General features: G+C 57.7%; 21 protein-coding genes and 3 pseudogenes. 6 read left to right on the forward strand and 18 right to left on the reverse strand.

The window, feature by feature from the left end; genetic code table 11:
- Positions 1 to 9: 9 nt before the first annotated feature.
- The 12 genes from M728_RS26580 to M728_RS26635 all read right to left on the reverse strand — a co-directional run bounded on the left by M728_RS26580 (position 10) and on the right by M728_RS26635 (position 11,765).
- The gene (locus M728_RS26580; protein ID WP_026622791.1) at positions 10 to 870 is read right to left on the reverse strand and encodes an ABC transporter permease; all 861 of its coding nucleotides are present in this window, start codon (positions 868 to 870) and stop codon (positions 10 to 12) included.
- Positions 867 to 1,811: an ABC transporter permease gene (locus tag M728_RS26585; RefSeq protein ID WP_026622792.1), complete on the reverse strand. Its 945-nt coding sequence runs from the start codon at positions 1,809 to 1,811 to the stop codon at positions 867 to 869. The genes M728_RS26580 and M728_RS26585 overlap by 4 nt, the downstream gene beginning before the upstream one ends.
- On the reverse strand, positions 1,811 to 2,770 hold the full coding sequence (locus tag M728_RS26590; RefSeq protein WP_026622793.1) for an ABC transporter ATP-binding protein: 960 nt from the start codon (positions 2,768 to 2,770) through the stop codon (positions 1,811 to 1,813). Before M728_RS26590 ends, M728_RS26585 begins: the two co-directional genes overlap by 1 nt.
- Positions 2,767 to 3,798: an ABC transporter ATP-binding protein gene (locus tag M728_RS26595; RefSeq protein ID WP_034884426.1), complete on the reverse strand. Its 1,032-nt coding sequence runs from the start codon at positions 3,796 to 3,798 to the stop codon at positions 2,767 to 2,769. The genes M728_RS26590 and M728_RS26595 overlap by 4 nt, the downstream gene beginning before the upstream one ends.
- A 7-nt stretch (positions 3,799 to 3,805) precedes the next feature.
- Positions 3,806 to 5,368: an ABC transporter substrate-binding protein gene (locus tag M728_RS26600; protein ID WP_026622795.1), complete on the reverse strand. Its 1,563-nt coding sequence runs from the start codon at positions 5,366 to 5,368 to the stop codon at positions 3,806 to 3,808.
- A gap of 213 nt (positions 5,369 to 5,581) precedes the next feature.
- Positions 5,582 to 6,358: a DeoR/GlpR family DNA-binding transcription regulator gene (locus M728_RS26605; protein ID WP_026622796.1), complete on the reverse strand. Its 777-nt coding sequence runs from the start codon at positions 6,356 to 6,358 to the stop codon at positions 5,582 to 5,584.
- Between the two features lie 208 nt (positions 6,359 to 6,566).
- Complete coding sequence (locus M728_RS26610) at positions 6,567 to 6,800, reverse strand: hypothetical protein (RefSeq protein WP_156943562.1); 234 nt, start codon at positions 6,798 to 6,800, stop codon at positions 6,567 to 6,569.
- A gap of 128 nt (positions 6,801 to 6,928) precedes the next feature.
- The gene (locus M728_RS26615; protein ID WP_198023436.1) at positions 6,929 to 7,588 is read right to left on the reverse strand and encodes a GNAT family N-acetyltransferase; all 660 of its coding nucleotides are present in this window, start codon (positions 7,586 to 7,588) and stop codon (positions 6,929 to 6,931) included.
- Between the two features lie 266 nt (positions 7,589 to 7,854).
- Complete coding sequence (gene asnB / locus M728_RS26620) at positions 7,855 to 9,735, reverse strand: asparagine synthase (glutamine-hydrolyzing) (protein ID WP_026622799.1); 1,881 nt, start codon at positions 9,733 to 9,735, stop codon at positions 7,855 to 7,857.
- A 187-nt stretch (positions 9,736 to 9,922) separates the two neighbouring features.
- The gene (locus tag M728_RS26625; protein WP_026622800.1) at positions 9,923 to 10,843 is read right to left on the reverse strand and encodes a class I SAM-dependent methyltransferase; all 921 of its coding nucleotides are present in this window, start codon (positions 10,841 to 10,843) and stop codon (positions 9,923 to 9,925) included.
- A 19-nt stretch (positions 10,844 to 10,862) separates the two neighbouring features.
- A complete protein-coding gene (locus M728_RS26630; RefSeq protein WP_026622801.1) occupies positions 10,863 to 11,474 on the reverse strand; it encodes a CDP-alcohol phosphatidyltransferase family protein in 612 nt (203 codons plus the stop codon).
- A gap of 159 nt (positions 11,475 to 11,633) precedes the next feature.
- Entirely contained in the window at positions 11,634 to 11,765 is a 132-nt protein-coding gene (locus M728_RS26635) for a hypothetical protein (RefSeq protein WP_256375614.1), read from the reverse strand.
- A 166-nt stretch (positions 11,766 to 11,931) separates the two neighbouring features.
- Here M728_RS26635 and M728_RS26640 point away from each other — a divergent pair.
- The 3 genes and pseudogenes from M728_RS26640 to M728_RS26650 all read left to right on the forward strand — a co-directional run.
- Positions 11,932 to 12,309 (forward strand): annotated as a pseudogene (locus M728_RS26640) (3'-5' exonuclease); the annotation flags it as partial.
- Positions 12,310 to 12,528: 219 nt separating this feature from the next.
- A complete protein-coding gene (locus M728_RS26645) occupies positions 12,529 to 13,005 on the forward strand; it encodes a ProQ/FINO family protein (RefSeq protein WP_370906532.1) in 477 nt (158 codons plus the stop codon).
- A 373-nt stretch (positions 13,006 to 13,378) separates the two neighbouring features.
- Complete coding sequence (locus M728_RS26650; protein WP_026622802.1) at positions 13,379 to 13,984, forward strand: hypothetical protein; 606 nt, start codon at positions 13,379 to 13,381, stop codon at positions 13,982 to 13,984.
- A gap of 155 nt (positions 13,985 to 14,139) precedes the next feature.
- Here M728_RS26650 and M728_RS26655 read toward each other — a convergent pair whose 3' ends face one another.
- Positions 14,140 to 14,346, reverse strand: coding sequence for a hypothetical protein (locus M728_RS26655; RefSeq protein WP_026622803.1), 207 nt, complete (start codon positions 14,344 to 14,346; stop codon positions 14,140 to 14,142).
- A 727-nt stretch (positions 14,347 to 15,073) separates the two neighbouring features.
- Between M728_RS26655 and M728_RS26660 the strand changes: the two genes are divergently transcribed.
- Both M728_RS26660 and M728_RS26665 read left to right on the forward strand, forming a co-directional pair.
- The gene (locus M728_RS26660) at positions 15,074 to 15,529 is read left to right on the forward strand and encodes a transposase (RefSeq protein ID WP_026622804.1); all 456 of its coding nucleotides are present in this window, start codon (positions 15,074 to 15,076) and stop codon (positions 15,527 to 15,529) included.
- A 257-nt stretch (positions 15,530 to 15,786) separates the two neighbouring features.
- Positions 15,787 to 15,992: pseudogene (locus tag M728_RS26665) on the forward strand (hypothetical protein); the annotation flags it as partial.
- On the opposite strand, the pseudogene M728_RS26670 reads toward M728_RS26665, so the two are convergent.
- Together M728_RS26670 and panD are read right to left on the reverse strand one after the other, a co-directional pair.
- Positions 15,930 to 16,859 (reverse strand): annotated as a pseudogene (locus M728_RS26670) (hypothetical protein). The pseudogenes M728_RS26665 and M728_RS26670 overlap by 63 nt on opposite strands.
- Before the next feature lie 194 nt (positions 16,860 to 17,053).
- Positions 17,054 to 17,515 (reverse strand): aspartate 1-decarboxylase, encoded by a 462-nt coding sequence (gene panD, locus M728_RS26675; protein ID WP_026622737.1) that lies wholly within the window; start codon positions 17,513 to 17,515, stop codon positions 17,054 to 17,056.
- A gap of 418 nt (positions 17,516 to 17,933) precedes the next feature.
- Here panD and M728_RS26680 point away from each other — a divergent pair, with 418 nt between their 5' ends.
- Positions 17,934 to 20,402: a bifunctional diguanylate cyclase/phosphodiesterase gene (locus M728_RS26680; RefSeq protein ID WP_034884405.1), complete on the forward strand. Its 2,469-nt coding sequence runs from the start codon at positions 17,934 to 17,936 to the stop codon at positions 20,400 to 20,402.
- A 329-nt stretch (positions 20,403 to 20,731) separates the two neighbouring features.
- On the opposite strand, the gene M728_RS26685 is transcribed toward M728_RS26680, so the two are convergent.
- The 3 genes from M728_RS26685 to M728_RS26695 form a co-directional block, all read right to left on the reverse strand.
- Positions 20,732 to 21,331 (reverse strand): hypothetical protein, encoded by a 600-nt coding sequence (locus tag M728_RS26685; RefSeq protein ID WP_026622739.1) that lies wholly within the window; start codon positions 21,329 to 21,331, stop codon positions 20,732 to 20,734.
- On the reverse strand, positions 21,328 to 22,230 hold the full coding sequence (locus M728_RS26690) for an EAL domain-containing protein (RefSeq protein ID WP_051441036.1): 903 nt from the start codon (positions 22,228 to 22,230) through the stop codon (positions 21,328 to 21,330). The genes M728_RS26685 and M728_RS26690 overlap by 4 nt, the downstream gene beginning before the upstream one ends.
- An 833-nt stretch (positions 22,231 to 23,063) precedes the next feature.
- Positions 23,064 to 24,359, reverse strand: coding sequence for a helix-turn-helix transcriptional regulator (locus tag M728_RS26695; protein WP_026622740.1), 1,296 nt, complete (start codon positions 24,357 to 24,359; stop codon positions 23,064 to 23,066).
- Positions 24,360 to 24,781 lie beyond the last annotated feature (422 nt).

Raw genomic sequence — 24,781 nt, forward strand, 5'->3', positions numbered from 1 at the left:
GGAGCACCGTCAGTTGAGGGTCGGATCGAGCTTGTCGCGCAGCCCGTCGCCAAGAACGCTGACGGAGACAGCGGTCAACACGATGACAAGGCTTGGCGAGAGCAGCATCCAAGGGGCGCGGGCAATATATTCGCGACCGGCGGCGACCATGAGACCGAGACTTGTCATCGGCGGCTGAACACCGAGGCCTAGGAAGGACAGGCCGCTCTCCACCAGCACGATTTCAGGAAAGGTTACCGTAGCCGCGACCAGAAGCGTTGCCGCACTATTGGGCAGGATATGCCGGAGGTAAACGCGCATTGGATGTGCGCCGAGTTGGCGCGTCGCACTCGCATATCCTTGCGCCCCGGCTGCCATTGCCAACCCCCGTGCCAGCCGCGCGTTGCGCTCCCAGCCGTAAAGCCCCATCAGGCAGACGAACAGCACTAGCGAATTGCCGAAGAACGCAAGCATTGCCAGCGCCACGATGAGAAACGGGAGAGAAGCCTGCACGTCGATCATCAAGAGCAGGAGATGCTCAATCAGTCCGCGGAAATAGGCGGCGACGAATCCAATAGCCGTGCCGACGGACACGCTGATGGCGGTGGCACCGAAGGCGACCAGCAGGCTGGTGCGGATCGAATGCAGAAGACGCGAGGCAATATCACGGCCTAGATCGTCGGTTCCAAGGATATGCTGCGTCGTTCCGCCGAAACCTACAGGCGGCGCCAGGCGATGCCGTAGGTCGATGGCTGTGATCTCGTAAGGTGCCATGAGCGGCGCACCAAGTGCGACAATCAGCGTGAGCAGAACCCATCCCGCCGCGAGAAGTGTCGGCACGTCAATTCTGCGAGTTACTGGGAGTTTGTTTTCGATGGTTGTCATGTTCATCGCGATCCTGAACTTGTTTCACGCAGGCGCGGATCGAACACTCCGTAGAGCAGATCCATCATCAGGTTGGCCGAAGTCATAGTCAGGGCGACGAGAAGGAGGATAACCTGAACCACGGCGAGATCACGGTTTCCAACCGAAACCACCAGCAGTTGGCCGATGCCAGGCCAACCGAAGACGCTTTCCACCAAGACCGCGCCAGCAACCTGTCCGCCGAGCATCATGCCAAAGAGCGTGAGCACCGGAATGATCGCATTCGGAAAGCCGTGATGACGGACGACCTGGCGCCACGTCACACCCTTGGCGCTGGCTGCGATGATATAAAGCTGCGACAGGACTTCGATCATGGCGCTGCGTGTGAAGCGGGCGATAATGGCCGCCCCGCCCAGTGCAAGCGTCATCACGGGCAGGACAAGGCTTGCCCAACCATCTGAGCCGCCAGAAGGAAACAGGCGGATAGTCACTGAGAAGATCAGAATTAGCAGCAGTCCGAGCACAAAGCTTGGTACCGTGAAGCCCAGCACCGTCATTGTCATCACGGCTCGGTCGATCCAGTTGTCACGATGCATGGCGGCATATGCACCAACTGGAATCCCGATCAGCATCGTGAGCGCCAATGCGGGGAGCATCAGTGCCAATGTCAGAGGCACGCGATCAAAGACAACTTGCAAGGCTGGTTTTCCAGTCAGCATCGAATTACCGAAGTCACCGGAAATTGCCGCCAGGATGTAACGAACATACTGGACATACAGAGGCTGATCGAGCCCAAACTGCTGACGAAACGTTTCTATATCCGGAGCTCGCGCGTCGGGGCCGAGAATTTGCAGCGCCGGATCTCCGGAGACACGCAGGACCATGAATGTAAAGGTCACGACCACGAGCACGGAAGCTGCCGCGCGCAGGATCTTAGGTGACATGTAACGAATGAATGTTGCGGTCATCAGTCCCTCACGCGATGACAGGCGACCTTCCGCTCAGGACCTGACGGCAGGAGTTCGGGCAGGTTCTGGCGACAGATGTCTTGTGCCAACGGACAACGTGGGTGAAACGGGCAGCCGCTCGGTCGGTCGGCGGGGCTCGGCGGTTCGCCGGTCAGCGGCACATAGTGGTCGAAGCCGCCCGGAAGCTTCGGCATCGCCGACACCAGGGCCTGCGTGTAGGGATGGGCGGGACGATGAATGACGTCGTCGGCGCCCCCCTGCTCAATGACTCGGCCGAGATACATGACGACTATTCGATCGCTGACATGGCGTACGAGGCGCAAGTCATGACTGATGAACAAGATGCCCAGGCCGAGATCCTTTTGAAGGTCCATCAGCAAGTTGACGATTTGTGCTTGGACAGAGACATCGAGTGCCGACACCGGCTCATCGCAGACCAGGAGCGAAGGTTTTGGGGCCAGCGCTCGCGCGATAACAACGCGCTGGCGCTGCCCGCCGGAAAGCTGATGCGGATAAAGCGCACCATGGACCTCTCCGAGCCCGACGGCGTCGAGAAGCTCAGCCACACGCTGCCTGCGGCTCGCAGCATCGCCGATCGCGTGAACTTCAAGCGGTTCAGCGATCAGGGCTCTGACGGTCATTCGGCGGTCGAGTGCAGCCAGGGTATCCTGAAAGACGAGTTGCATCTGACGTCGTTGCGCGCGCCAAGCCTTGCTGTCGACCGGCGGAAGCGGTGAACCACCAAACAGCACACGTCCACTGTCCGGCGACTCCAGGCCGAGCGCGATCCTGCCGGTGGTGGACTTGCCGCAGCCGGACTCTCCGACAATTCCGGTCGTCTTTCCGCTCTCGATCTCCAGCGACACGCCATCGACGGCGGCGAGATATTTTCGCGTTCCGAAGAGCGGGGAACCGAGTGGAAAGCGGCGGGTGATGGCGTCGAGACGCAACAGACTCATCGGCCCCCTCCGACTTCGAGACGAAGGCAACCGGCAGAATGCTGTGTGGAGAGCAGGCGCAGTTCCGGCCGGACTGTACCGCACGCCGTGATCGCGTCCCGGCAGCGTGGCGCGTAAGCGCATCCCGGCGGCAGGATGCGCTGAGGCGGGGCGCCGGTAATGGCGACCAACCGCGCGCGCGGCCCATCCGATGGCGGAATGGCGCCGATCAAGTCGCGGGTATAGGGGTGTTGCGGGACCGTTAAAAGCGTGTGTGTTGGCGCGCTTTCAACGATCCGACCGGCATACATGACGCAAACCCGGTCACAGACCGCGCCCACCGCCGCAAGATCATGACTGATCAGCACTAACGCCATGCCGGTTTCGCGTTGAAGCTCGTTGAGCAGCAGCAGGATCTGCGCCTGCACGGTGGCGTCCAGCGCGGTGGTCGGCTCGTCGGCGATAAGAAGTTCGGGCCGGCCGGCGAGTGCGATGGCGATCATCACCCGCTGGTTTTGGCCGCCAGACAACTCATGCGGATAGGCTCTAAGTCTGGCGCCGGCCTCAGCAATGCCGACCTGGTCAAGGAGGCGGCGGGCCTCCGCAGTCGCGGCAGCACCCACGAGCCCACGATGCAGGCGAAGCGCTTCTGAAATTTGCGCGCCGACCCGATGCACCGGGTTTAGCGCACTGGCCGGATCCTGAAAGATCATGGCGATCCGTCTGCCACGGACGCGGTCCAGGACGGATCGCCGCGTATCGATGAGATCGAGATCGCCGAGCCAGGCCTCACCCCTGACCTCGGCGGATTTCGGCAACAGGCCCAGCACCCCCCGCCAGGTCACGGACTTGCCGCAGCCAGATTCACCAACGATACCGACAGCTTCGCCCTTGCCAATGGCGAGATCGACGCCATGCAGCACAGGCAGGCCACCGAACGCTATGGTCAGGCCGGAGATATTGATCGCTAGCGCTGCGGCGGAGCTTTCGACAACGCGAACCGGAGACGGCGCGTCCCGCGCGCCGTCCTGCAAGAGTGCGTTCAGCATGGGAAAGTCAGACCACGGGCTCAGGCGACAGCTTCGGGCCGAGCCACATTTGCGGCAGCGGGTTCGGTTGCCAGGCGACATCGGCCTTTTGGCCGTAGAGGAAGGGCATGGTATGCAGCGGCGTTATGCAGGGATCCTCTACCTCGACAATATCCTGCATGCGTTTGAAAGCCGCGCGGCGCTTGGTGATATCGGTGACAGTCTCGAGTTCATGGCCAAGCGCATTGAACTCGGCATTGGTCCAACCGCCAGTTGCCTGCAGCGTGTTTGTCGGCCCGATAATCTGCCAGAGCATCGAAACCGGATCGGCGTAGAAGGCGCCGCCGGAGGTATCTGCTATGCCGCCGGTCTCTTTTACCTGCGTCCAGTTCTCGCAGATGATCAGCTTGACATTGATCCCGGCCGCCTTCCACATTTCGACGAGGGCCTGGTTATCGGCAAGCTGCATCGGATAATAGTTGCCGACGGAAGGATAAGGGATTTCTTCGCCCTTATACGACGACTTGGCGAGCAACTCCTTGACCAGATCGAGGTCATATGCCGCCCCCTTGCGTCCTGGGTCATTGATTTCACCGAAGATCGGCAACTGCCAGCCGTTGAGCGCCTTTGCCCGGCCGTTCCAGAGGCCATCCGCCAGCGCTTCCCGATCGATAGCCGAAGCGAGTGCGCGTCGAAGGTTCACATCCTTCAAAACGGGAGTCTTGAGAGGAGAGAATGTGAGAAAGCGAAACCACATCGCTTCATCGCCTTTAACCGAGAGGCCATTCGTGCCCTCAATTTCGTCAAGGTGATCCGGCGTGATGTCAGTGACGATGTCGTAGTCTCCCGCTTTCAATCCGGCGATGCGGGCGGCGATCTCCGGCAGCCGCTTGAAGCGAATTGAGGCAAACGGCGGCTGGCCGCCCCAGTATTCGTCATGTGCAACCAGCGTGATCTCGTCGCCATCACGAACGTCCCCGATCTTGTAGGGGCCGGTCCCGATCGGTTTCGCCGCCCACGCTTCATAGCTGCTGGCAGCGTTCCGTGCCTTGGCGCTGATGATCTGTGTGCCCCAGGCGCCGAGTCTGTCTGTGAAGACCGGATCCTCCGTTTTGGTCACCAGGCGGACGGTTCGATCATCGACTTTCTGTACATCGGCAAGAGAGGAAAGAAAGTTTCCAAACACCGCTGCGCCCGGGGCCTTTTCTCCCCGTAAACGGTCCGGCCCGAGTGAATACACAACGTCGTCGGCGGTCATCGCGGAGCCGTCGTGGAATTTCACATTGTCGCGCAGGACAATCTCATAGGTCTTCGCGTCGATTTGCTCCAGCGATTTCGCGAGTGCGAAATGCAGGCGATAGTTGTCGTTATAATCGGTCCGCAGTAGCTGGTCATAAATACTGTATTGAACTCGCCAGGAAACGTTGGCGATGGCGTTCCTGTCGACCGGCTCGAGAATGGTGCGCAGGTCCTGAACGGCAATATTAAGGCTCGGCCGCTGGCCGGTTGCTGCCAGGATGGAGCGGGGCAATGCCATTGTGCTGGCGGCCAGAGCCGTCATGCTGAGAAATGTGCGACGAGTAGTTTGCATCTCAAGAACCCTCTCTCTGTCGGCCGAGCGGACAAGCCCGCTCCCAGCTCCGATACCGCCGGCATATAGAGCACCTGTGTGACAGTTTTATGCTGGTTTGAGACTGGTTATGAGGGTTTTTTGTCCGATTCATGCGGTAGGAACGTCCGGTGTGCAACAATACGGCTAAAAACTCAAAAAGGTTGTATTGTTTAGGACGATCCGAATGACGGGTTATGAGGGATTTTGGGGTGGATACAGGATTTGTGTTCCGGCGGTTTCAAGCGCGCTCAGTACATCCGGCGCGGGTTTCCGATCAGTGATGATTGTCGTAATCGCAGAATGAGGCAGGATACGGTAGCGTGCCGACGAACCGATCTTGCTGTGGTCGGCGAGCACGACGATCTTCCGTGACTGCTCTGCGAGTGTTGCCGCGAGGTCTTGCCCAACCTCCTCATGGTCGAAGACACCGAGCGTCGGATGCACCGCATTGACCCCAATGAACGCAATATCGATCTGCTGCTCGCGCAGCGTGCGCAGGGCTGTAAATCCAGTCACGGTGCGATAATCGCCGTTGAAATCACCGCCCAGCATTACGACATGGTGCCGGCGGCCCTCGGAGGCGGCAATCGCGATGTCTATCATATTTGTGACAATCCGCATTTCCGGCAGCATGGATATGCGGTGCGCCAGGGACAGCACCGTGCTCCCGCCGCCAAAGAAAAGATTCTGCCCAGGCTTCAGCAGGCCAAGTGCGACTTCGGCGATGGCGTTCTTTTCTGTGCGCCCAGAGATGGCGCGCGACGAAATGGCCAAGAGCTTCGGTTGCTGTGTGGCGACTGCACCGCCATGCACGCGCACAACCAAACCATCCTGTTCGAGCTGCTTGATATCTCGCCGTGCGGTCTCCTCGGAAATATTGAATTGCGCCATCAGATCGCGGACTCGCACTTCACCATCAATCTGAATCATCTCGATGAGCTTCTTGTGACGATTATGACTGAGCGACATTCTTGCCTCGTGCAATATTAGGGGTCGGTTTCGGTTGGGCGAAATAATAAACTGGGACTTAGCAGGACGATTTAGCGAAGGAGGATATCATTGCGCCGAGGGTGACGAACCTGAGGAAGTTAGCGAGGAGTTTGTCGTGGCGCGCTAAGGTCCTGCGGACGTCTTTGAGTTTGTTTAAGAACCGCTCGATAGCATAACGTTCGTTTAGTTAGAGCTCTTCGTCAAAGGCACGATGGTGGTTGCGGCCGAGCATGGGCTGAATGACCGGGATTGCCCGCTGATCAAGGATGGAGTCGTGAAAATAGTCGGCGTCCTGTCCCAGGTTGGCCGGCGACATAGCGCAGGCGACCGCCTCAATCATTTCTAGCGCGTTTGACACCGCCTTGCTGGCCGGACCGGTCAGCAATCGCAGTGGCTTTCCCAATGCATGGGGTGTCGGCATGGATCCGTGCTCAGGCTGCCGCGTGAACGTCCGAGACCCTAGGCTTTCGGCCCCTCTTTCCCTGCGGGCTCTCGCCGCATGCTGATGGGGGACGTCCACGCAGAACCATTCAAAATCGCGGTCCTGGTTCAATGCCGTGAAGATGGCTTGGAAAAACACGCGCCTAATCCACTCATAGTGGCGCTGCTCGGCGCCCTGTCGTTTGCAAGGCTCGTCGAATTCGGAACGGCCAGATGAAAGCGCTTTCGGTCCATTCGCGACTGGAGCCTCTTCTTAACGATGGGCCAATCTCCGCCGAGGCAGCTGCCGACAGCCAAGTCGCAAATCTCGCCGCTGCGCAATCGGAACCGGCTTCTGAGAACTCCTTCTTGCACAAAACCGATCCGATCGAGAAACCCAAGCATTTTTACATTTCCGGTATGAACAAAATATTCGCATCGATTGACCGCAAGGTCCTCGTAGAGATGCTTCAGTAGCAAAAAAGTCGCTTCTGCGTTCACGTTGGTACCCCAAGCATACGGCGACAGCCAAGTGCTGCCAATCGTCACACGCCCTTCGAAGACATCTATATCGTTGAAACCAAATGCTCCGACAATTTTGCCGGCGCTAACAGTCCTAAGCACATCGACCTGCCGTTGCCTGCTCGCCATTTCTGTGACCATCCTGACGAACCAATCCCGGAAACCTGAAGCGGTTGCGCCATTTGCCCCGAGAAATTGCCAGATTCTATCATCGGCCGCGGCGCTCCGGAGTTCTTCCTCGTGATCCTCATTCAGCGGCTCCGGCACGACTATGTCACCCCGGATTGCGACGCCGGATATGGAACAAGGGCCATTGGGTCCAAAGGCCGGCCACCAATTCTCCTCTTAGCGCGTGGTAGGTCAGCACGGCGATGATGGCATTGACTGATTGGAACATGCTGTCTGACCGATGGGAAACTCCTGCGATGCCGCCCTGACGAAAAGTGCCATGATGGCGAACGCCAACATTGCTAAAACCTTCAAAGCGATGCCCGCGTTCGCAAGCCCCTGTAAGACGGCACGGCGCAAAAACCCTAATGCTGCCGCAGGAAGATTTCGAGATTGCTGATGAGCCAAAATTGCCTCCCAAACGCATCGGACGCGCGAGCCGCCTGCGAGTCGTACCAGGCTTTAAGCGCCCCGACATCGATGAAGTCGGCGATGGCTGGGGTGCTTTTGAACAACAGGTCCCGGAACGGACGCGATTCCTCGCCGGCTGCCCATCTACCCAACGGCAACGGAAAGCCGAGCTTTTTGCGTGTGATGACGGACGACGGCAACACCTGAGTGTAGAAGTCCCGCAGCGGCACTTTCGAGACGTCCAAACGCTCGCTGAACGAGCTGATCGGCGTTGTAAAAGCCTTTATCGCCGCCCACCTGCTGCGCCAGCGCAGACGCTCTGCCGGCCTCATTGATAGCGCTCGCGCAACGATCCGATGATCGGTGAACGGAACGCGAGCCTCGACGCCCGCTGCCATCGTCGTGTTGTCGACCATCTCCAGCAGGGCGGTCAGATGATGCTCGACGAAGAAGCCAGCTATGCGTGCGGCTGGACTGTCACCTGCCGCAAGGTATGCGTCTTTCATCCACTCGATCAGCGTATGGTCGCCGTTGATCGCACGGCTCCACGCTTTCGTGGCCAACGATAGTTTTTCGTCAATCGGAAAATACGCGTATCGATTCAAAAACAGCTCGAATTCCGAGCACCGCTCGTTTGCCAGACCGATATGTCGCCTTATTGTGCGGCTGAAACGAGCGGGAATCCACGCAAGCCAACCGTCGCGCATCAAATCGAAGGGCAGCCGATAGATCCGACTGTATCCAGCAAAGAGTTCGTCGGCGCCTTCACCAGTCAGCACTACTTTATAGTCCGCCCCGACACTTTCCGCGAGGAGGTACATAGCCGTCTCATTGTGCATTCCAAGCGGATGACAACGCAGCGCAATAAGTCTCGTCACGATCTCGATGTCAGTCGCCGACGGCAGAGGAACGAGGCGGTGAGGCGTACGGATCGTTGCTGCGACTTCAGCGGCAAACGGGCTTTCGTCATAGCCTTCACCTTCGACAACCCCGGTGAAACAGGTGGGCTTTAGCGATGAGTGATTTGTGATCTCGTAAGCAACGATGCTGGAATCCAACCCGCCGGACAGGAGCGTCGCTACCGGCGTGTCTGCAACAAGATGTTCCTCAACAGCGGCGCCGATCATCTCCTGAATGGGGGCATCTTCCATCTTGTCCGGCCTCGGCGACCACCACCGCTCCTGCTGCCGCTCGCCTCCTTGCAAGCGCAACCAGGTGGCGGGAGGCATCTTCATGATGTTGCTAAACAGCGAACGCTCGCCAAAGACGGCGCGGAACGAAAGAAAGCTCGACACTCCGATCGGATCAATCGACGCATTGAAACCAGGCCAACGAAGAATTGCTGAGGGCTGCGAAGAGAAAGCAAGGCCGATCGGAGTATCAGCATAGTAGAGAGGCTTTATTCCCAGACGATCGCGGACCAAGAATGTGGCTTGAGAGCTCGGGTCATAGAGCGCAAAGGCGAACATTCCTCGAAACATGTGTAGGCAGTCGATGCCCCACCTAGCAAAAGCCTTGCAGATCACCTCCGTATCGGATGCGGTGCGAAATATCGCTCCTTCCTTCTCTAACGCCACGCGAAGTTCCCGGAAATTGTAGATTTCGCCATTGTAGGTGATGACAATCCCGGTATCCGCTTCAACAAACGGCTGATTGGAACGGGGGTCGAGATCGATAATCGAAAGCCGGCGATGGGCAAATCCAAAATTCCGGCCAATGTAGCAGCCGCCGGCATCAGGTCCGCGATGGGCAATCTCTTCTGCGCAGCGCTCCAGGGCGTCTCTCGAAAGGGGCATATCTCGAGCATGCGCAATGAAACCAAAAATGCCGCACAATGTGGCCTCCTTCGCCTGGCTATATGGCCGATCGAGATGCCTCGACCGCAGTCGGATTAGTTGGAGCGGTTGGCCAAGTCCGACGCGCCCCAATTCACGGCAACACTCCCGACAATCTCGGATTGAAATCCCATCTGCAGATCGAGCCCTTGTTCCAAGGGCGCCAGCATGGTCATTGCACGACGTCTCACAGGCTTTCCGAAGCCTTAACGGCGATCATCTGTATGCAGCCGTCACCAAACCAAAACACGGCCAGCGGGTGGTCGTAGTGCAGATACATCGGCGCCAGAAACCGGCGAAGGTTTTTGAAGCCTTTCGTATATCTCGAGACCCGCCGCACCCCGTCAAAACCGTTCTCGCGATACCAGTCACGCATTTGTTGTTCGGTAAAGGCGAACTCGTGATACGTGGGCGCCTGGAACCGATCGCGCAGTGTGACGAAGAGATCGTCGTCGAAAAGGCTGCGCAGGAAGTCTTCCTCGCCATGCAACAAGGGGCGCTCGTGTCCGTTCTTGATGGTAAAGACCCAATCGAGTGCCTCTTGCGCTGTTCGACCGTCGAGATTGTCGACCGTTTGCCGGAACTGGGCATCCGAAGCGTACAGTTCGCGCAGATGGTTGATGCAACGATACAGGACACCGTTTCCCGTCCCCATGATCGTCAGGAACAAATGACCGCCGGCGCGCGTGACCCGCGCCAGTTCATCGAACCCTTTCCTCGGATCAGCCGTGTGAGGCAGAACACCGGCGCAGTGCACGAAGTCAAAGCTGTTGTCGTCAAATGGCAGATTGAGAACACTTCCGCCCACAAGCGATGATCGCGCACCGAACTTCGATAACCGACGAGCGGCGCAATCCATCCAATCCCCACCAAGCTCCAGCGAAGTAACTTTTGCGGCGCCTTTTTCCAGAAACGCATAGGATGCATTCGCGTTGGAGCCGCAGCCGGCATCGAGGATGTTCAGCCCATCAAAACCACCCGGATCGAACCCGAAATACTCCTCGTCGATCAACGAGACTAATCGGCTAAAGATATGTTCATCGTCCTCCTGCAGCCTCTGATATCGATCAAAGACTGCACGTGTCTCGATTTCGAATGCCGTATCCATTGCTCGCTCCTCGTGACAATTACTTTCCCAGCTCGCCAGCCAGAAGCCAGATGGATCCAACTACCGCGAGCGTCAGGTTCGTGAGCCGCAGCTTGTTGCCCGTGCCGGGAAACTTGAAGGTTGAGAGATGAAGGATCGAGAGTATAAAGGCGACCCCAATCAAGAGGGTCCCAAGGCTTTGGATCGGGAAATAATGATTCGCAGCAAAGAGAAGCGCCAAGACGAATAGATCATTGTTGAGAGGCAGTCCTCTACCGAATCCATCAGCATCGAGCCCAAATGTTAAAAAATGGCTCAGCCGCAGCGCTCCGGATAGAACCAGACACACAGCAGCTAGAAACGCGGGAAATGAGAACGCGTTAAAAGACAAGACCAAAATCGCGGGGAAAACCGCAGCGTAAACCAGATCGGCGAGCCCATCGAAGGCGCCCCCGATTTGTGCGGTCACGGCCGTTCGATTCGGTGAGCTTTTTGCGATCATGCCATCGGCGTCATCCGCCAAGAGTGCCCAAAGCGCAAAACAAATGCCAACATCGAAATGGTCGACGAGCACAAAGTAAATCGCGGTCATGGCAAAGATCAGGCCAAGTGCGGTTACAGCATTTGCGGCATCGAAGAGATATCGTATCATTTCCTTTCCTCTCCACAGAAGCCAGAGCTCCGGCTGCGTGCTCTTCAAAGTCATTGAGTCTGAGGCCAATGATGTGGAATCTTCTTGGCTGCCGATCCCGTACCATTTGAGCGCTTCGCAGCGAGTTGCGGCGAGCTGCTGCCCGCGCCGTTTCTCAATCTAGGCTCTGCTGGCACCAGAGTTGATTAGGTCTTTGACGATTGGAACCATCATCGTTCGGAGCGTTGCGCCTTCAAGTCGGATGAGGTCCATCGCTTTGGTGCTCACTGGAAATGCATTCGCCTTGTCCATGTCATGTCTCCTCAACTCAAATGTATACATTGAAGGCAAAAAGCAAGCGGAATCTCGAATATATTCTGAAATATATTTCAACTATATTTTGTGCTCAAATTCGAGGAGAAGTTCTCTGTGTATGATTTAATGTATATTACCACGTATATTACATGAGGTGTTTCTTAAGCTCGGCTACCTCATCGGGCAGGCACGTTATTTTCATGAGGGCCATCGCGCGGTCGATGACTGCTTTGCCCTGCTTGAAGTTCTCGCGCGGGGAGGGGGAGACCGCACGTCATTTGCCGAGCTCTATCAGGCGAGCCAGCGCTCGCGTGTCCGCATCTTCGCAGAGAACAGTCCCTTTGACATGAAGGACCATTTCAAGGCGCGCGGTTACCGCTGGTCCGACGGCAGTGATGGTCGCCCAAAGTGCTGGTGGATCAAAGTCGCCGGCGACGGTATTGACGGCGAACTTCACTATCTCCGGTCGGAGATCTATCGCTGGGACGAGGCCGATCCGCCGATCAAGCGCCTCACCGCCTTCGATCGGTTCAAGGCGTGACGGGTTTTTCGTTGCGGGCGCGATGCATGGCTGGATTGCGGTGTCACCCTACTGCCGCTGCGTCCCCCGCGGCCCCAGCACAAATCTGTTGGAAAATTCATGGCAGAGGCGACGCAATCTCGGGTTCCCCTAAGGTTCGCCTCAGGCTTTCGCTAATCATTTACACAGGTGCGTGCTACCGACGGCTTCGATCGGAACAACCAGATTGCGAGTATGGACATGCCAAGTGATACGCAACGGAAGTCGCTGACAGCGCTTTTTCGAGCTCTCTCGGAAAAGTGGCCGGCTGCTTTTAATCTAAAAACGCCCAAACCGCTAAAGATTGGAAGTCGTGACGACATCCGCGCGATCGACGGGGAGCTGTCGGACGAGGAGTTGAACAGAGCTCTTCGAGCCTATTCCAGGCGGGGGAGTATTTATCCGCCTTGCGCGCCGGCGCGGAGCGCGTCGGTCTTGACGGTAATCACGCCGGGGAGGTGTCGGAAGCGGAAAGCGTCCACAGCCCAGGCATGGGTTCGCGTCCGTTCCGGAGAGCGGGGGACCTCGCAACCGCCGGAGCCAAAGGCGGTACCGCACCCGTCATCGAAATCAGTTCCGAACCGAACACTTACGCGCAAGGCCGAGAATTCAGCCAACCGACCGGCCGGCATTGTCGTTGTGAAAAAACGTCGCCGGGTCATCAAGACCGGCCAATGATGCGCCCCGACGCATCCGTCTTAGCGCCTCAAGATCAACGGACCCTCCGCATCATGACCGGCTTCTCACCCAAGAACTCAAGCGCGGCGGTGGTCCCGCCTGTTTGGACCCGTTCCAACGTGATTTTCAATGTCCTGATAACGTCGGCAGCGTCGATGAGGGCATCCCTGACCACCTCTGCGGAAAGGAATTTCGCTCTCGCCATCATAAGGTGTTGAAAGCCGCCTCTGCAGATAAGGGAAGCTTTGTTGACTCCGTCTTTCGCTCGGTCGAAAACAGGCTTCGAACCTGCCCAGCCGCCTCACAAAAGATGACTGTGGAGGAAACAATAACTCAACAGGATCGAAGTCGGCTTGCTCAAGGTGGAAACACTATGAAAACACCGTGGAAATTCCTTGCCCAATTGATATCGCGACGACCATCGGCGGAAACGCAAGAGCGGTCGATCGGGGATGACGCCGATTCCAAGGCTGTCGAGAGCGAAGTGGAGCATACGTCCACAGTTCCGCCCAGTTCGAGGATAGCCGCCAACCCATCTGCTCACGATGAGGACGTGTCGGTCGATCAAGGGGCGGTCGCATCGGATAAGGCGAAAGGCGAGGGCGATGTCGCACAGACGTTAAAACAGTCGAACGATGCTGAAGAGGTTCAAACAACCGCGCGTCATCATGCCGACCATTCGGGTGCCGAAGCGAATTCGTTGGTTTCGAGAAGCGTGGCAAGCACAAAGTCGCAGAGCAAGTCGCGGATAAAGCGTCGAGACCGTCGAAAGAGAACCAACGCCCATGTGGCTGCGCAGAGCGCTGTTGCTACAAATGATCATCAAAGCTTGCCACCCTCGTCTTCACGTGACGTGTTCTTCCATGAAGTGGCAACACTCGACGAAGAAATCAAAATGCTGAGAACCCAACTCGCTCAAAAGCTTCATCTGCAGAACGTTCATCTTAAGAAGATGCTTGAGCGATTCGATGCTTCGTGAGCTTGACGGCGCTCCCCTATAAGCGTGCACTCCGTCATCTTTGCTTGGCGGCTAATATAAGCCCTCGCCGCCGCTCAATTGAATGAGTGCGAGAGCCTCGCGAGCAGGCACCATCAATTGGCTCAGTGTGTATTTGCCGATGCGCGCGCTGCGCCTCATGACAGCCCAGCGACAATACTCAAGCCCAGGTCGTCGCGAATCCCCGCTTGATAAGCGTTGATCAGCTTTGCGGCGAGCGCTTCAGCTTCTTCAGACTTGCGCGACAAAGCTCGCCTTTGCAGCTCGTCTTGGAAGGCCTTTCCGATCATCTCCAACTCGTCAGGCCCAATTGGATCGAAACTCAAGGTTTGAGCTGAACTCATCGTGTCCCATCGCTCCGCCACCCGATGCGACGGAAGATCCTTTGTACCGCTCGCGTTTCAGTCTGAATTGAAGGTGCAGCTTCGCTGGGAGATCTATCGACGGTGAGCCGTCCCTACGGCCGGGCCAGCCAAATCGGTCCACTGCAGTGCCGCCATGGCGGAGCTGAATAGCAGAGCAGGTATAGCCAGAGCTCCCATGAACCTGAGCATTTGCAGCCGACGTGTGCGCTTTCCATCCCAATCGTAAGCCATTTTGCTACGCCCCTCGGAACCAGTATGCCAAGATAGAACCAGAGAACGACTTTCCGGTCGAGTCTATTTTCAAGTATTACTTTTGAGCGAATTTCGTCGTCTGGATTTATATTGCGCATCCCAAAGTGCGTCGGTTGAAAATGAGAAGTAGAGGTGACCAAGCAGTTGAAGTATGACGGCCGCCTTGGCCCTGACGGGCGGGCGTGATCTCTAGAAGGCGGTGCCCTGCGGCATCATACTGCGTTATCGTTCGCGCCGCGCCGAACCTGCGCCAAACTGTAGGGGTCGCCACGATCGTCAAAGTGGGGATAGTGATAAGCACCGTCTATTTCAGGTGAGAGCTGGGAGCCTTTCACCGCCAATCGTCAGGCACAAGCCAAACATCAACGATCCGTAAAGCAGGACTCTGATGGTTGTGTTGACTCTGTGGTGCACTCAGCCGAAAACAGGCGATGACTAAAGGAGGGAATTGCTGATGGCTGACGAGAGTAATGCCGGAGCAGCAGCTGCGGCTGTAGCGACGGACGCGGAAGTGAAAGCACCAACGACTAGGAAGCCGAGGTCGCCACGGCCCCCGAAGGCGGCTGCCGAACCGGCTCAATCAAAGACGGCGGGAGCTAAACGCAGGGGCTATACCGAGCAAGAGAAGAGCGAAAGGCTTAGGCTGATCGAGACGCATGTCAGCGAAGGCGGCACCCTCAAGGACGCCATCAAGAGCGCCGGCATCTCGGAGCAAACCTACTATCATTGGAAAGATGCTGCGAAGCCTGTCGCGCAAAAGGGCACCAAAAACACCAAGCCCCTACCGGCCGGCGATGACTTGGCAGATCTCGTCCAGCTCGAAGAGGAAAACCAGAGGCTCCGCAAACTGTTGGCGGAGAAGCTGCGAGCGGAAAATGCCGAACTGCGCAAGCGGCTCGGTCTGGACTAACCAGGACCGGGAATGCGCGGGGCGACGTTTCTTCGGCGTGCTCCGCGTTACACCAGAAGCTTATATTTGCTCCCCATTGGCATTGTCGCGGCAAACGAACTCCTGCTGTTTCCCGCTCTTGCCGGGTGAAGGCGCGCCAGCTGCGCGTTTGGCGAGGAGTTGAAGCGTGCTAAGAGGGGCTGTATTAGTGCGCCAGCAGGAATGCAGCGGCGCCAATCGACGTTGCATCTTTCATGGTTGCCTGGGATCGAAAGGAGATGAAGACTCCACAACGGAGATTCGTTGTTGAATTCAACTCGGGCCACGACAGCCAAAAGCCCAGACGAACTCAATCTGGGGGGACACAGATCTCAAGGCTTTGGCCCGCGAAGCGGAAGATTCGGCGTCGCATCTGTTCAATTCAGATGGAGCACCTGGACCGCCTGAATCGGGTGAGACTAGCCCGGCTAATCCGATCAATGCAGCCGACAAAACTCGAAGGGCCGTCATAGGCGGCGTGATGGTCCGGATCGATGACGAAGCCGACGCGATGGCGCCGGGCGTAATCGTCGCGGGGCACAAGGAAGCGCGCTTCGCCTGATTTTTCGTCACGCTTGCCGCCGCGCGTGGCGATCACTTCCGTCATGTCGGGGTGATGTTCGGAATGGATCGCCGAAATCACCACCCAGTCATCGACATGCAGCCGTTCAAATTCGAGCCGATCTTTCGTCCTGGATTGACCGGGCAACAGCGCACGCCCGTAAATCGTCTCCCAAACCTCCGGCCAGCTGTTCCGGACGGTTTCATCGGCGCATCTGCGCTCGTAGGAGGTAAAGAGGTTTGGGAAGGTGAGCGCGACAATGGCCCATTAGGCATCCTCTTCGTACCATCCCCCGGGTGTTCTGAGTGCCGGAACGACGCTCGCGTTTCGATCGGGCGAAAGACAAAAACCGCCATGCCCCGCCGTCGTGTGGGAAACAACGCCCTCCGCATAGAGCGTGGCGCCTTGCGATGGGCCCCACGGCGTGTTGCAGGTGATGCGGACGGTCTGGCGCCCAAGTCCCCGGAGCTCACGGCGATGTTCGGCCTGCTCGATCATGCGCTCGCGGAAGGCCGCTTCATCCCCAATCGAACCATGGTACGAATAGAAATCGTCGCGCCTGAGCTCGGCAAGCGGCCGCGAAACCCGCCAGGCGCTGGCCAGCAGATGCCGGCCAGCGCGGGATGGCAGCATGGCGAAGACAAGATCGCCGACGCGCGCAACGGCCATGCCGTCGGCACCTGGCCCGAATTCCACGCCCGAATCGTCGAGGGTGCAGACCTCCCGGGATGGCGAGGGGATCGTGTTCATGGCGCAGTGTCCTCCCTTCATGAGCATCGGCGGCTGCCTCGCCATTCTGCTCGACGCAAAATCAAACGAGACACCATCAGACTGCGCGGCTTGAACCAACAAAAAAGCGGCCTAAATCAACCCGCAAACCGCGCCGAAACTCAGCTCTTCCAAAACCCAAAACGTCTCACATCATTCGACGACCGACACCAAGCTCAAGCTCGTGAAGCGCCGGAAACCACCAGCGGGTTAGGGAGAGCTGTATTCGCCTGATCGAGGATTTCGAACGTGTATATCCCGTCCGGATCGATACCGACTGAATAGCTCAACCTGTCGCGAATGTGATTGTTCTCGTCGAACGTGAGCACCTTCGGCTTCAGCGAGGTGATCTGGCTTTCGTCAGTATAGACGGAATTGCAGATAATGATTTGGTCACCGGGCTGGCAGGTGCGCGCCGCGGCTCCGTTGAGAATGCAGCACCTCGATCCGCGTTCACCAAGGATGACGTAAGTGGAGATCCGAGCGCCGGAATTCTTGTTCCAGATCTCAACAAACTCCATGGGCAGAATGGCGGCTTGCTCACAGTGCTCCGGGTCCAGCGTGATTGAGCCATGATAGTTGAGGTTTGCCTCGGTCACGTAGATGCCATGCAGTTTGCCTGCGACCAACTTGCGCATATTCCCTCCGGATGGGTTTCGTGGCGCTCTATTAGCGAATAACTTGTCAGACTGGAAGGCGTCCAATAAGCATTCAGGTTGGCTCGTACACCAAGAGCGAACCATGCCCGCTAGGTGGCCGGACATTACGGAACCATCCTCAAGGCTGCCAGGCGAGTGGCAAACCCGGGCCAAAGGTTGATCTTTAGGTGTCGGCACGAGTCTGTGCGGTTGTGGGGTATGTGGGTCCGTGGCCATTGCCATGGCGTTGTTCCTAAAGGGCACGCTCTCTTCATATTTTTTTCACGACTGCTACCGCAGAGTGTTGACAAAGCGTTAATGCAACGCTTTCTCTTTGGAGCGCGCCTGAGCTCCGCCCGGACGGCCACGGAGCCGTCCGTTACCAGCTTTGCTTCACAAAATGGTCGTTTGAAGTGTCATGAAAAATATGCCACCCCGGGTATCGGAGCAGCGTTCACGCTTCGACTGCGAGCTCGAAGCCATCCTCGATGCTATCCCCCAGCCGATTATCATCAAGGACGCGCTTTCGCGCTTCCGCCTCCTGAACAGCGCCGCATGCGCCTTGGTCGGGAAAGAGCGCAGCGAACTGATCGGACGCACAGACTACGACATTCTACCGGCAGCCGAAGCCGATCGCATTCGCGAAATGGATGTAGAAGTTCTTGAGACGGGCAATGGTGCTTCCTTTGAGGAAGATATCACCTTGGCCGACGGCACGGTCAAAAACCTTGTGACGCAGAAACGGCGCGCCGAACTTGCAAGCGGAAACACAAGGGAGAGATTCGTCGTCGCGACGATCCTGGACGTGACTGCCTGTCGCAAGGCAGAGACGGAGCTCCGCCTCAGTGAAGAGCATTATCGGTCGTTGATCGAGCTGCATCCGCAGGTCCCGTGGACGGCAAAACCGTCCGGAGAGATTATTGACGTGGGCCCGCGCTGGAAGGACATCACCGGCTTCGAAGCCGCCGACGCGCTGAGGAGAGCGGAGTCGATACATCCGGATGACCGCGATGCGATGCAGCGGCTGTGGTCGAAATCGCGTCTAACTGGGGATCCACTGGACATCGAGTTTCGCTTGATAACCGCGGAGGGGTGCTATCGTTGGTTTCGCAACCGGGCTGCGGCCCGCAAGACGGGGGACGGCAAGATCGTTCGGTGGTACGGCATCTTGGAAGATATCGATGATCGCCGACGAGCGATGGAGTCCGTCAAGGAAAGCGAGGCCCGTTTCAAGGCAATCGCAGACGACGCGCCTGTGATGATTTGGGTGACCGACGAAAGTGGTGCGGCTACCTACCATAGTCGACTTTGGCTCGAAACGACTGGCCAGACCGCCGAGCAGGCTCGAGGGCTTGGCTGGGTCGATGCAGTTCATCCGGACAATCGTCGAGAGGTTGAAGCTGGATTTGACGCGGCCATGCGTCTCAGAAAACCGGTGCGAGTGGAGTACCGACTTCGGCGCGCAGACGGCACATTGGCCTCGGCCATTGATATCGGGCAGCCACGCTTTTCCTCCGACGGCGGTTTTCTTGGCTATGTTGGCATTGCCCTCGACATCACCGAGCTTCGCAACGCGGAACAGCAGCGATTGCTGGCGCAGAAGCAAATGCACCACATGGTGCGCCACGACGCGCTGACCGGATTGCCAAATCGTCAGTTCCTGCGCGAAGAGTTCCAACGCATTTCGGACAAAGTCGTGCCGGGCACGAGAGTTGCTATGCTCTGTCTTGTGCTCGACAGTCTTAAAGCGGTGAACGACGCCTATGGTCGAACCACCGGCGACCTGCTGCTGCGTCGTGCGGCTGAGCGGTTGCGAAATTGTCTGAAGCAATCCGACATTCTCTGTCGTCTGGGTGGCGACGAATTCGTCATCTGGCGCACTGGTATCAAGAGCGATGACGAAGCGCGCACCCTCGCTGAGCAGCTTATCGGTGTCGTTGAAACCCCGTATGAGCTCGCAGGAACGCAGGTGGATATCGGAGCAATAGTTGGAATTGCCGCCGCCCCGATGTGTGGCCAATCGGTCGACGAGCTTATCCAGGCTGCCGACGTCGCGCTTGATCAAGCCAAAGCCGGCGGACGTGGCACCTACGTGGAATATGTACCGGGTATGGACGCGCATCTGCAGGCAAAACAGCAGATGAGGGTTTCCCTTCGGCGCGCGCTCATAAATGGCGAGCTGGGAATCCACTACCAGCCGCTGGTCAACCTCCATACCGGCCGGATCACGACGTGTGAGGCGCTTGTGCGATGGACGCATCCAGAGACGGGGCCCGTGTCTCCTTCTGAGTTCATTCCCGTCGCCGAGGAGACTGGACTAATCGCACCGCTCGGTGACTGGATCCTCCGCCAGGCCTGTATGGAGGCAGCCAAGTGGCCACCGCATGTCAGCGTGGCGGTGAACCTGTCGCCTCTGCAATTCAGGAACCGGCAACTTGCTTGCGACGTCAGCAAGGTTCTCCACGCAACCGGTCTGGACCCCTCACGACTACAGCTCGAAGTGACCGAGTCAGTTCTGCTCGACGGGAACGACAACAACCTGCATGTCCTTCAGGCGATCCGCCAGCTGGGCGTCAAGTTGGCCATGGATGATTTCGGGACCGGCTATTCGTCGCTCAGCTACCTGAGGAGCTTTCGTTTCGACAAAATCAAGGTCGACCGCAGCTTCATTTCCGACCTTCCGGCAGGGAGGGAATCTCTGGCGATCATCCGAGCAGTCGCCGGGATTGGTCGCACGTTGGAAATAACAACGACCGTCGAAGGGGTGGAGACCGAGGCCCAGCTCGACGCCATCAAGGCAGAGGGGTTCGATGAGGCCCAAGGTTGTCTGTTCGCGCGCCCCCTGCCTGCTCAACAGATAAGGCAACTGATGGGGGCATGGCCGTGACAGGAGATTACTGGCCCCTTTGCTTCAGCCGTGGATGCTGGATGTCCGCGACGGTGTGCAACGCACGGCAGGTTGACGGTCCGGAATAGACGTCAGCACCCAGAACGGCATCCGAGAAAACGATCGCCTGTTTTTTCCGACTAATTACGGCGTAAAGTTAAGACAACCATAGGAGACAGCGGCTTGAATGAGGATTCGTGGCCATCGGAGCCGTTGGGCATTCCGCGCCCCGGGCGCTCCAAACGGCCTTCGGCGCGTCCCTCGGGATCTACATAAACCGAGGCCCTGCCACTGAGTTCGTCAGTGCTTTCATTTGCGTCGTGAGGTACTCACGAGACATCGAAGCGCTTGAGCATCTTCCTGATCTGAGTGTTCTGTAGATGAAGCTTTCGCGCCAGCAGGCTCTTCAGCTCTTTGATTTCCGCGTGGAGGGCCGTCACTTCGCCGTAAAAAGCATCCCCAGAGGGCTGCAAGCGTCGATCGTGATTTTTGCTGACAGCACTTTGCGCAATCACCTGGGTATTGCCGTTCTCCGCACGCCTTGGTCGAATGATCCGCGATTTGCTCTGACGCTTCGCGCTTATCTCGTCTCTCGGGGACAACACATCCGCTTTGCTCGCCGAAGGGTGAATTTTATCGGAAGACGGTGCTGAGGTCTTGTCGACATCAAGTGGCAAGGCTGATGCCGGCGCGACGTCGGAATTCCCTGTCGCCTTATCCGATGTCATTGGCAACTGCTCAGCTGGGACACGCTCACTGCGATCCTGTCTGCTGGACGTTTCCATTAAATTGGACGGAAGCGCCAACAAGCGCTCTATTTCGCTTTCAAGTGCCGCGGGATCAGTGTCGTGCTCAATTGCACTCTTTTGCACGTCCGCCGGTCGACGGCGCGACGTCAATTGAACAAGATATTTCCACAGTGATTTCATTGCGTTCCCACCTTGAGCAATCCGACTCCTCTGGGACTCTTTTCGGTCGAGGATGGGATGGTGCCAACGAAGCCGTCTCGGAATATCCCCTCAACAAGTTGCGGCTCCGCATTAGGAGTTAAATGACGGGGGAGCGTGCCAATCTCCCGAAATATTGGCGACAGGGTCGGCTCGGAAAGGAGATAACCCTGGACGTGGCTCGCACCGGCCACCCTTGCCAGCGCAAGCTGTTCGTAAGTCTCGATCCCCTCAACGACGATCGTCGGTGTCACGCAGGATGCCAACTCGACCATATCGTGCAGCAATCGGTCAGCATCCGGGCGCCTATTCAACTGCACGAAAAACGCATCGATCTTGACGATATCGACAGCCATTGAAAAGAGAGCTTCGGCGGTCGAGAAAACGGTGCCGAAGACGTCGCCGAAGACGTCAATTGCAACTCTATAACCTAACCTCCGAATATCTTGAATCAACTCCGTGGCACAGGACTGTTGTGCCATGGGCGCGCTCTCAGCAATCTCCAAGACCAATCGGGGAGCGAGCGACCGGCGTCGAAAGAGCTGGTCGTAGAGCATCGCACGATGTTCGGCATCAGAAAAATTCGAGGTCGATATATTGCATCCGAGCGATCCGGACGCATTGTTGGACAACCAGTCGAATGCCAAATTCAACATACGCCGGTCCAATTTGGGTGCATTGCCTGATGCTTCTAGGGCAGGCATGAATTCATCGGGGGTAACCACGGTGCCGTCGAGCTTCACAAGTCTCGGCAGACATTCGGAATAAAGAACCTCATGGTGTGCATTGACTGAATTCACTTGCTGTACCGAAAAACCGATCCGCCGCTGCTGCATTGTCAAGAGGACAGTGCGAACCAAATTGTCGGAACCTAATTCCATCTGCGATTCCTCTTCGCTGGACTTTTGGGATGCTTACTTGAGAAGCAGTTGGCTAGCGCAGGAATTTCAAACCTGGCCCTGCCTTGCCGGAGCTAACCTGACGCAGCGATCGGCCAAATCCTCGCTGCGATGACACAACGGTCGACGGTTGTCGCATCGTCCCCTTCCCTCGCTCGCGCTGCGGCAAAACAATCCATCCAATATGACCGGCAGCGCGGGCAGAGGTATCATTGAATATTCTCAGGTAGTAATAAGAATCGACGGGGAGCTTGAGCCGTAGGGTCAGGGAATAATTACCAGTGTTCAAAATGTAACGTAAATCCGGTCGCTATTTGTATATTTGGCAATAAGCCAATCCGCGCCCCGCAATAATACTACTAATAGTGGGATGCGAGCCGTATGAATTTAACATCTACTTTAATGCACTCGACATATAAGGAATGCGTGATAAAGGGGCCTGCCCGAGGTGAAGACGGGTTTCCCGAGTGGCGTCGCCAGACCTCCAGCCTGGCGACGCATTTCGGCTTCAAAGCTACGCGCGTTTTACGAACCTCTCTATACCGGTAGCGACAGGATTTGATGGACGCTTTAGTTCCGATTGAGAGAGGACCGGCAGTTATTCGGCGACGCCTTCGCTCAGAGCCGGCGCGGCCCGAGCGGTTGACCTCGCGGGCAGCCGCTGCTCCATGGACAGGATCTTCGAGCAACGTTCCCTTTGAGCGCGGCTGAACTGCGTGGCGAACTTGCCGTACGCCGCCCTTGGTCCTGGTCAGTCACCGAGGCCATTGTTGATACCCGGCGTGCCCCACCTCCCAGCTTTGCCCGGCGCCCGCTCACGTCTTTTCGGTGTGGCCGTCGTTGTGGGCGAACCGAAGGGCGGAGGAGGGGCTGAGACCGTAGGCCGCCTTGTAAAGGGCGGAGAACCGGCCGGGATTGGAAAACTGAAGACTCAAAGCCAGGTCCGTGATGCCCGCCGTCCAGCCCGCGTTAATCGCGCCGTGGGCGGCGGCGAGCCTGTAGTTGCAGAGCACGCTCATTGGCGAACCTCCGCGAAAGGTGCGAAACAGCCTCTGAAGCGCCCGCGGCGAACATCCTGCAGCGCCGGCGAGGTCCTCGATGGTGATCGGGTTGGTCAAATTCTCGCGCATGAACGTCTCGGCTCTTTGGAGATGCCTAGGGGCCTCGAAACTGGCTGGCTGGCAGAAAGCGTCAGCCAGATTGTGCGGCATCGTGAAAAACAGTTTCACCAGCGCCAATTGCTGATGCGCCTTTGCCAACATCGGTGTTGCTGCCAATGAGGTTGAGTTGAGATCTCGGTCCGCCTGCCGCAGCGTCTGGTACAGACCCTGGTCGTTGTCGTCACAATACCGGGTTGGCGGTAACACGAACTCCTGCACATACGGTCTGCCGGTCAGGTCCTCGAAGTTTCGCCGCAGTGCTGGCTTCGGAATATGGAAGGCCAACCATGAACTGCCAGGCTCGATCGCCATTCGGTTGCCCGCGCTTTGTCGGACGCTAGCGACATGGTTCGGAGCAATGCAGAGGGTTTTGCGCGTTCGTCGGTCGGTGACTTCTACTTGCCCCGTCAGGACGAAGAAGAAGCTGATGAGGTCTGTGTCGCGCCGGGCCGTGGCGTACAGACGGACTGAGTGCTTCACGCTCGTCAACCAGGCGGACTGAAGTTGTTGCCTGCGGTACATGAGCGAGAAATCTTCCGTACCGTCGGCGGTAACCGTCCACCTCCAGTTCGGTTCGACGGTCTCAAGATTGGCCAGGATTGCGTCACGCGAATGGGCCTCGAAACTGTTTGCCCGTGGCGGATCATCTGTACTGGGAAGGGTCGCGCAAAAAAGGGCGACCTTCCAGGCGATGATCCGGAGGTCCGGATCGTCGAGGATAGCGAACAGACCGCTCAGTTGAACCGGTGATGCGTCGGCCGGCGCTATGTTCCAGTCGTCGAGCACCGATAGCAGCGCCGTTGCGTTGAGCGGTGAGCCGTGGAGCAGGACGGCGACGGAAGCAACTACCACTCCCAGGATGAGGAGGGAGGGGACCAGCATGTGCGAACGCAACGGCCCCGCTCCGGAGCTCGCGACTACAGAAGAGCGGTGATGCGCTTCAGTTTGCATCCTGCCTCACCTCCATTGGAAGGATTGCCATCGCCTTCATCGAAAACCACACCCCTCTTATTCCCGTCCGCGTCTCAAGAGCGGGGATTGCCATAGGGATTGATCAGTCGCAGCTGTGCTGCCCGTGCTGTCGCGGCCGCGCATCCCGGTTTGAATCGTGCCGACTCGACGTAGGAGCGGACCGTATGCTCCGAGAGCACGAGAAGGGCGGCGACGTCCTTGGCTTACCAAGGGCCGGCCAGTGGAAGCAGCCGATCTCGCGACCTCCGAGGAGCGGCACAGGATCATGGTCGCCGTAGAGTCGAGCATGGCCTCGTGGACGAGAAATGCGAGCTCGACCCACTCGCTGCGCCGGTCGGTAACGAAGTCGGTGGCATAGTTGGTCTGAAGAAGCTCGATTGCCTCGATACCGGCAAATGTGA

Source organism: Ensifer sp. WSM1721, assembly GCF_000513895.2.
Lineage (GTDB): Bacteria > Pseudomonadota > Alphaproteobacteria > Rhizobiales > Rhizobiaceae > Sinorhizobium.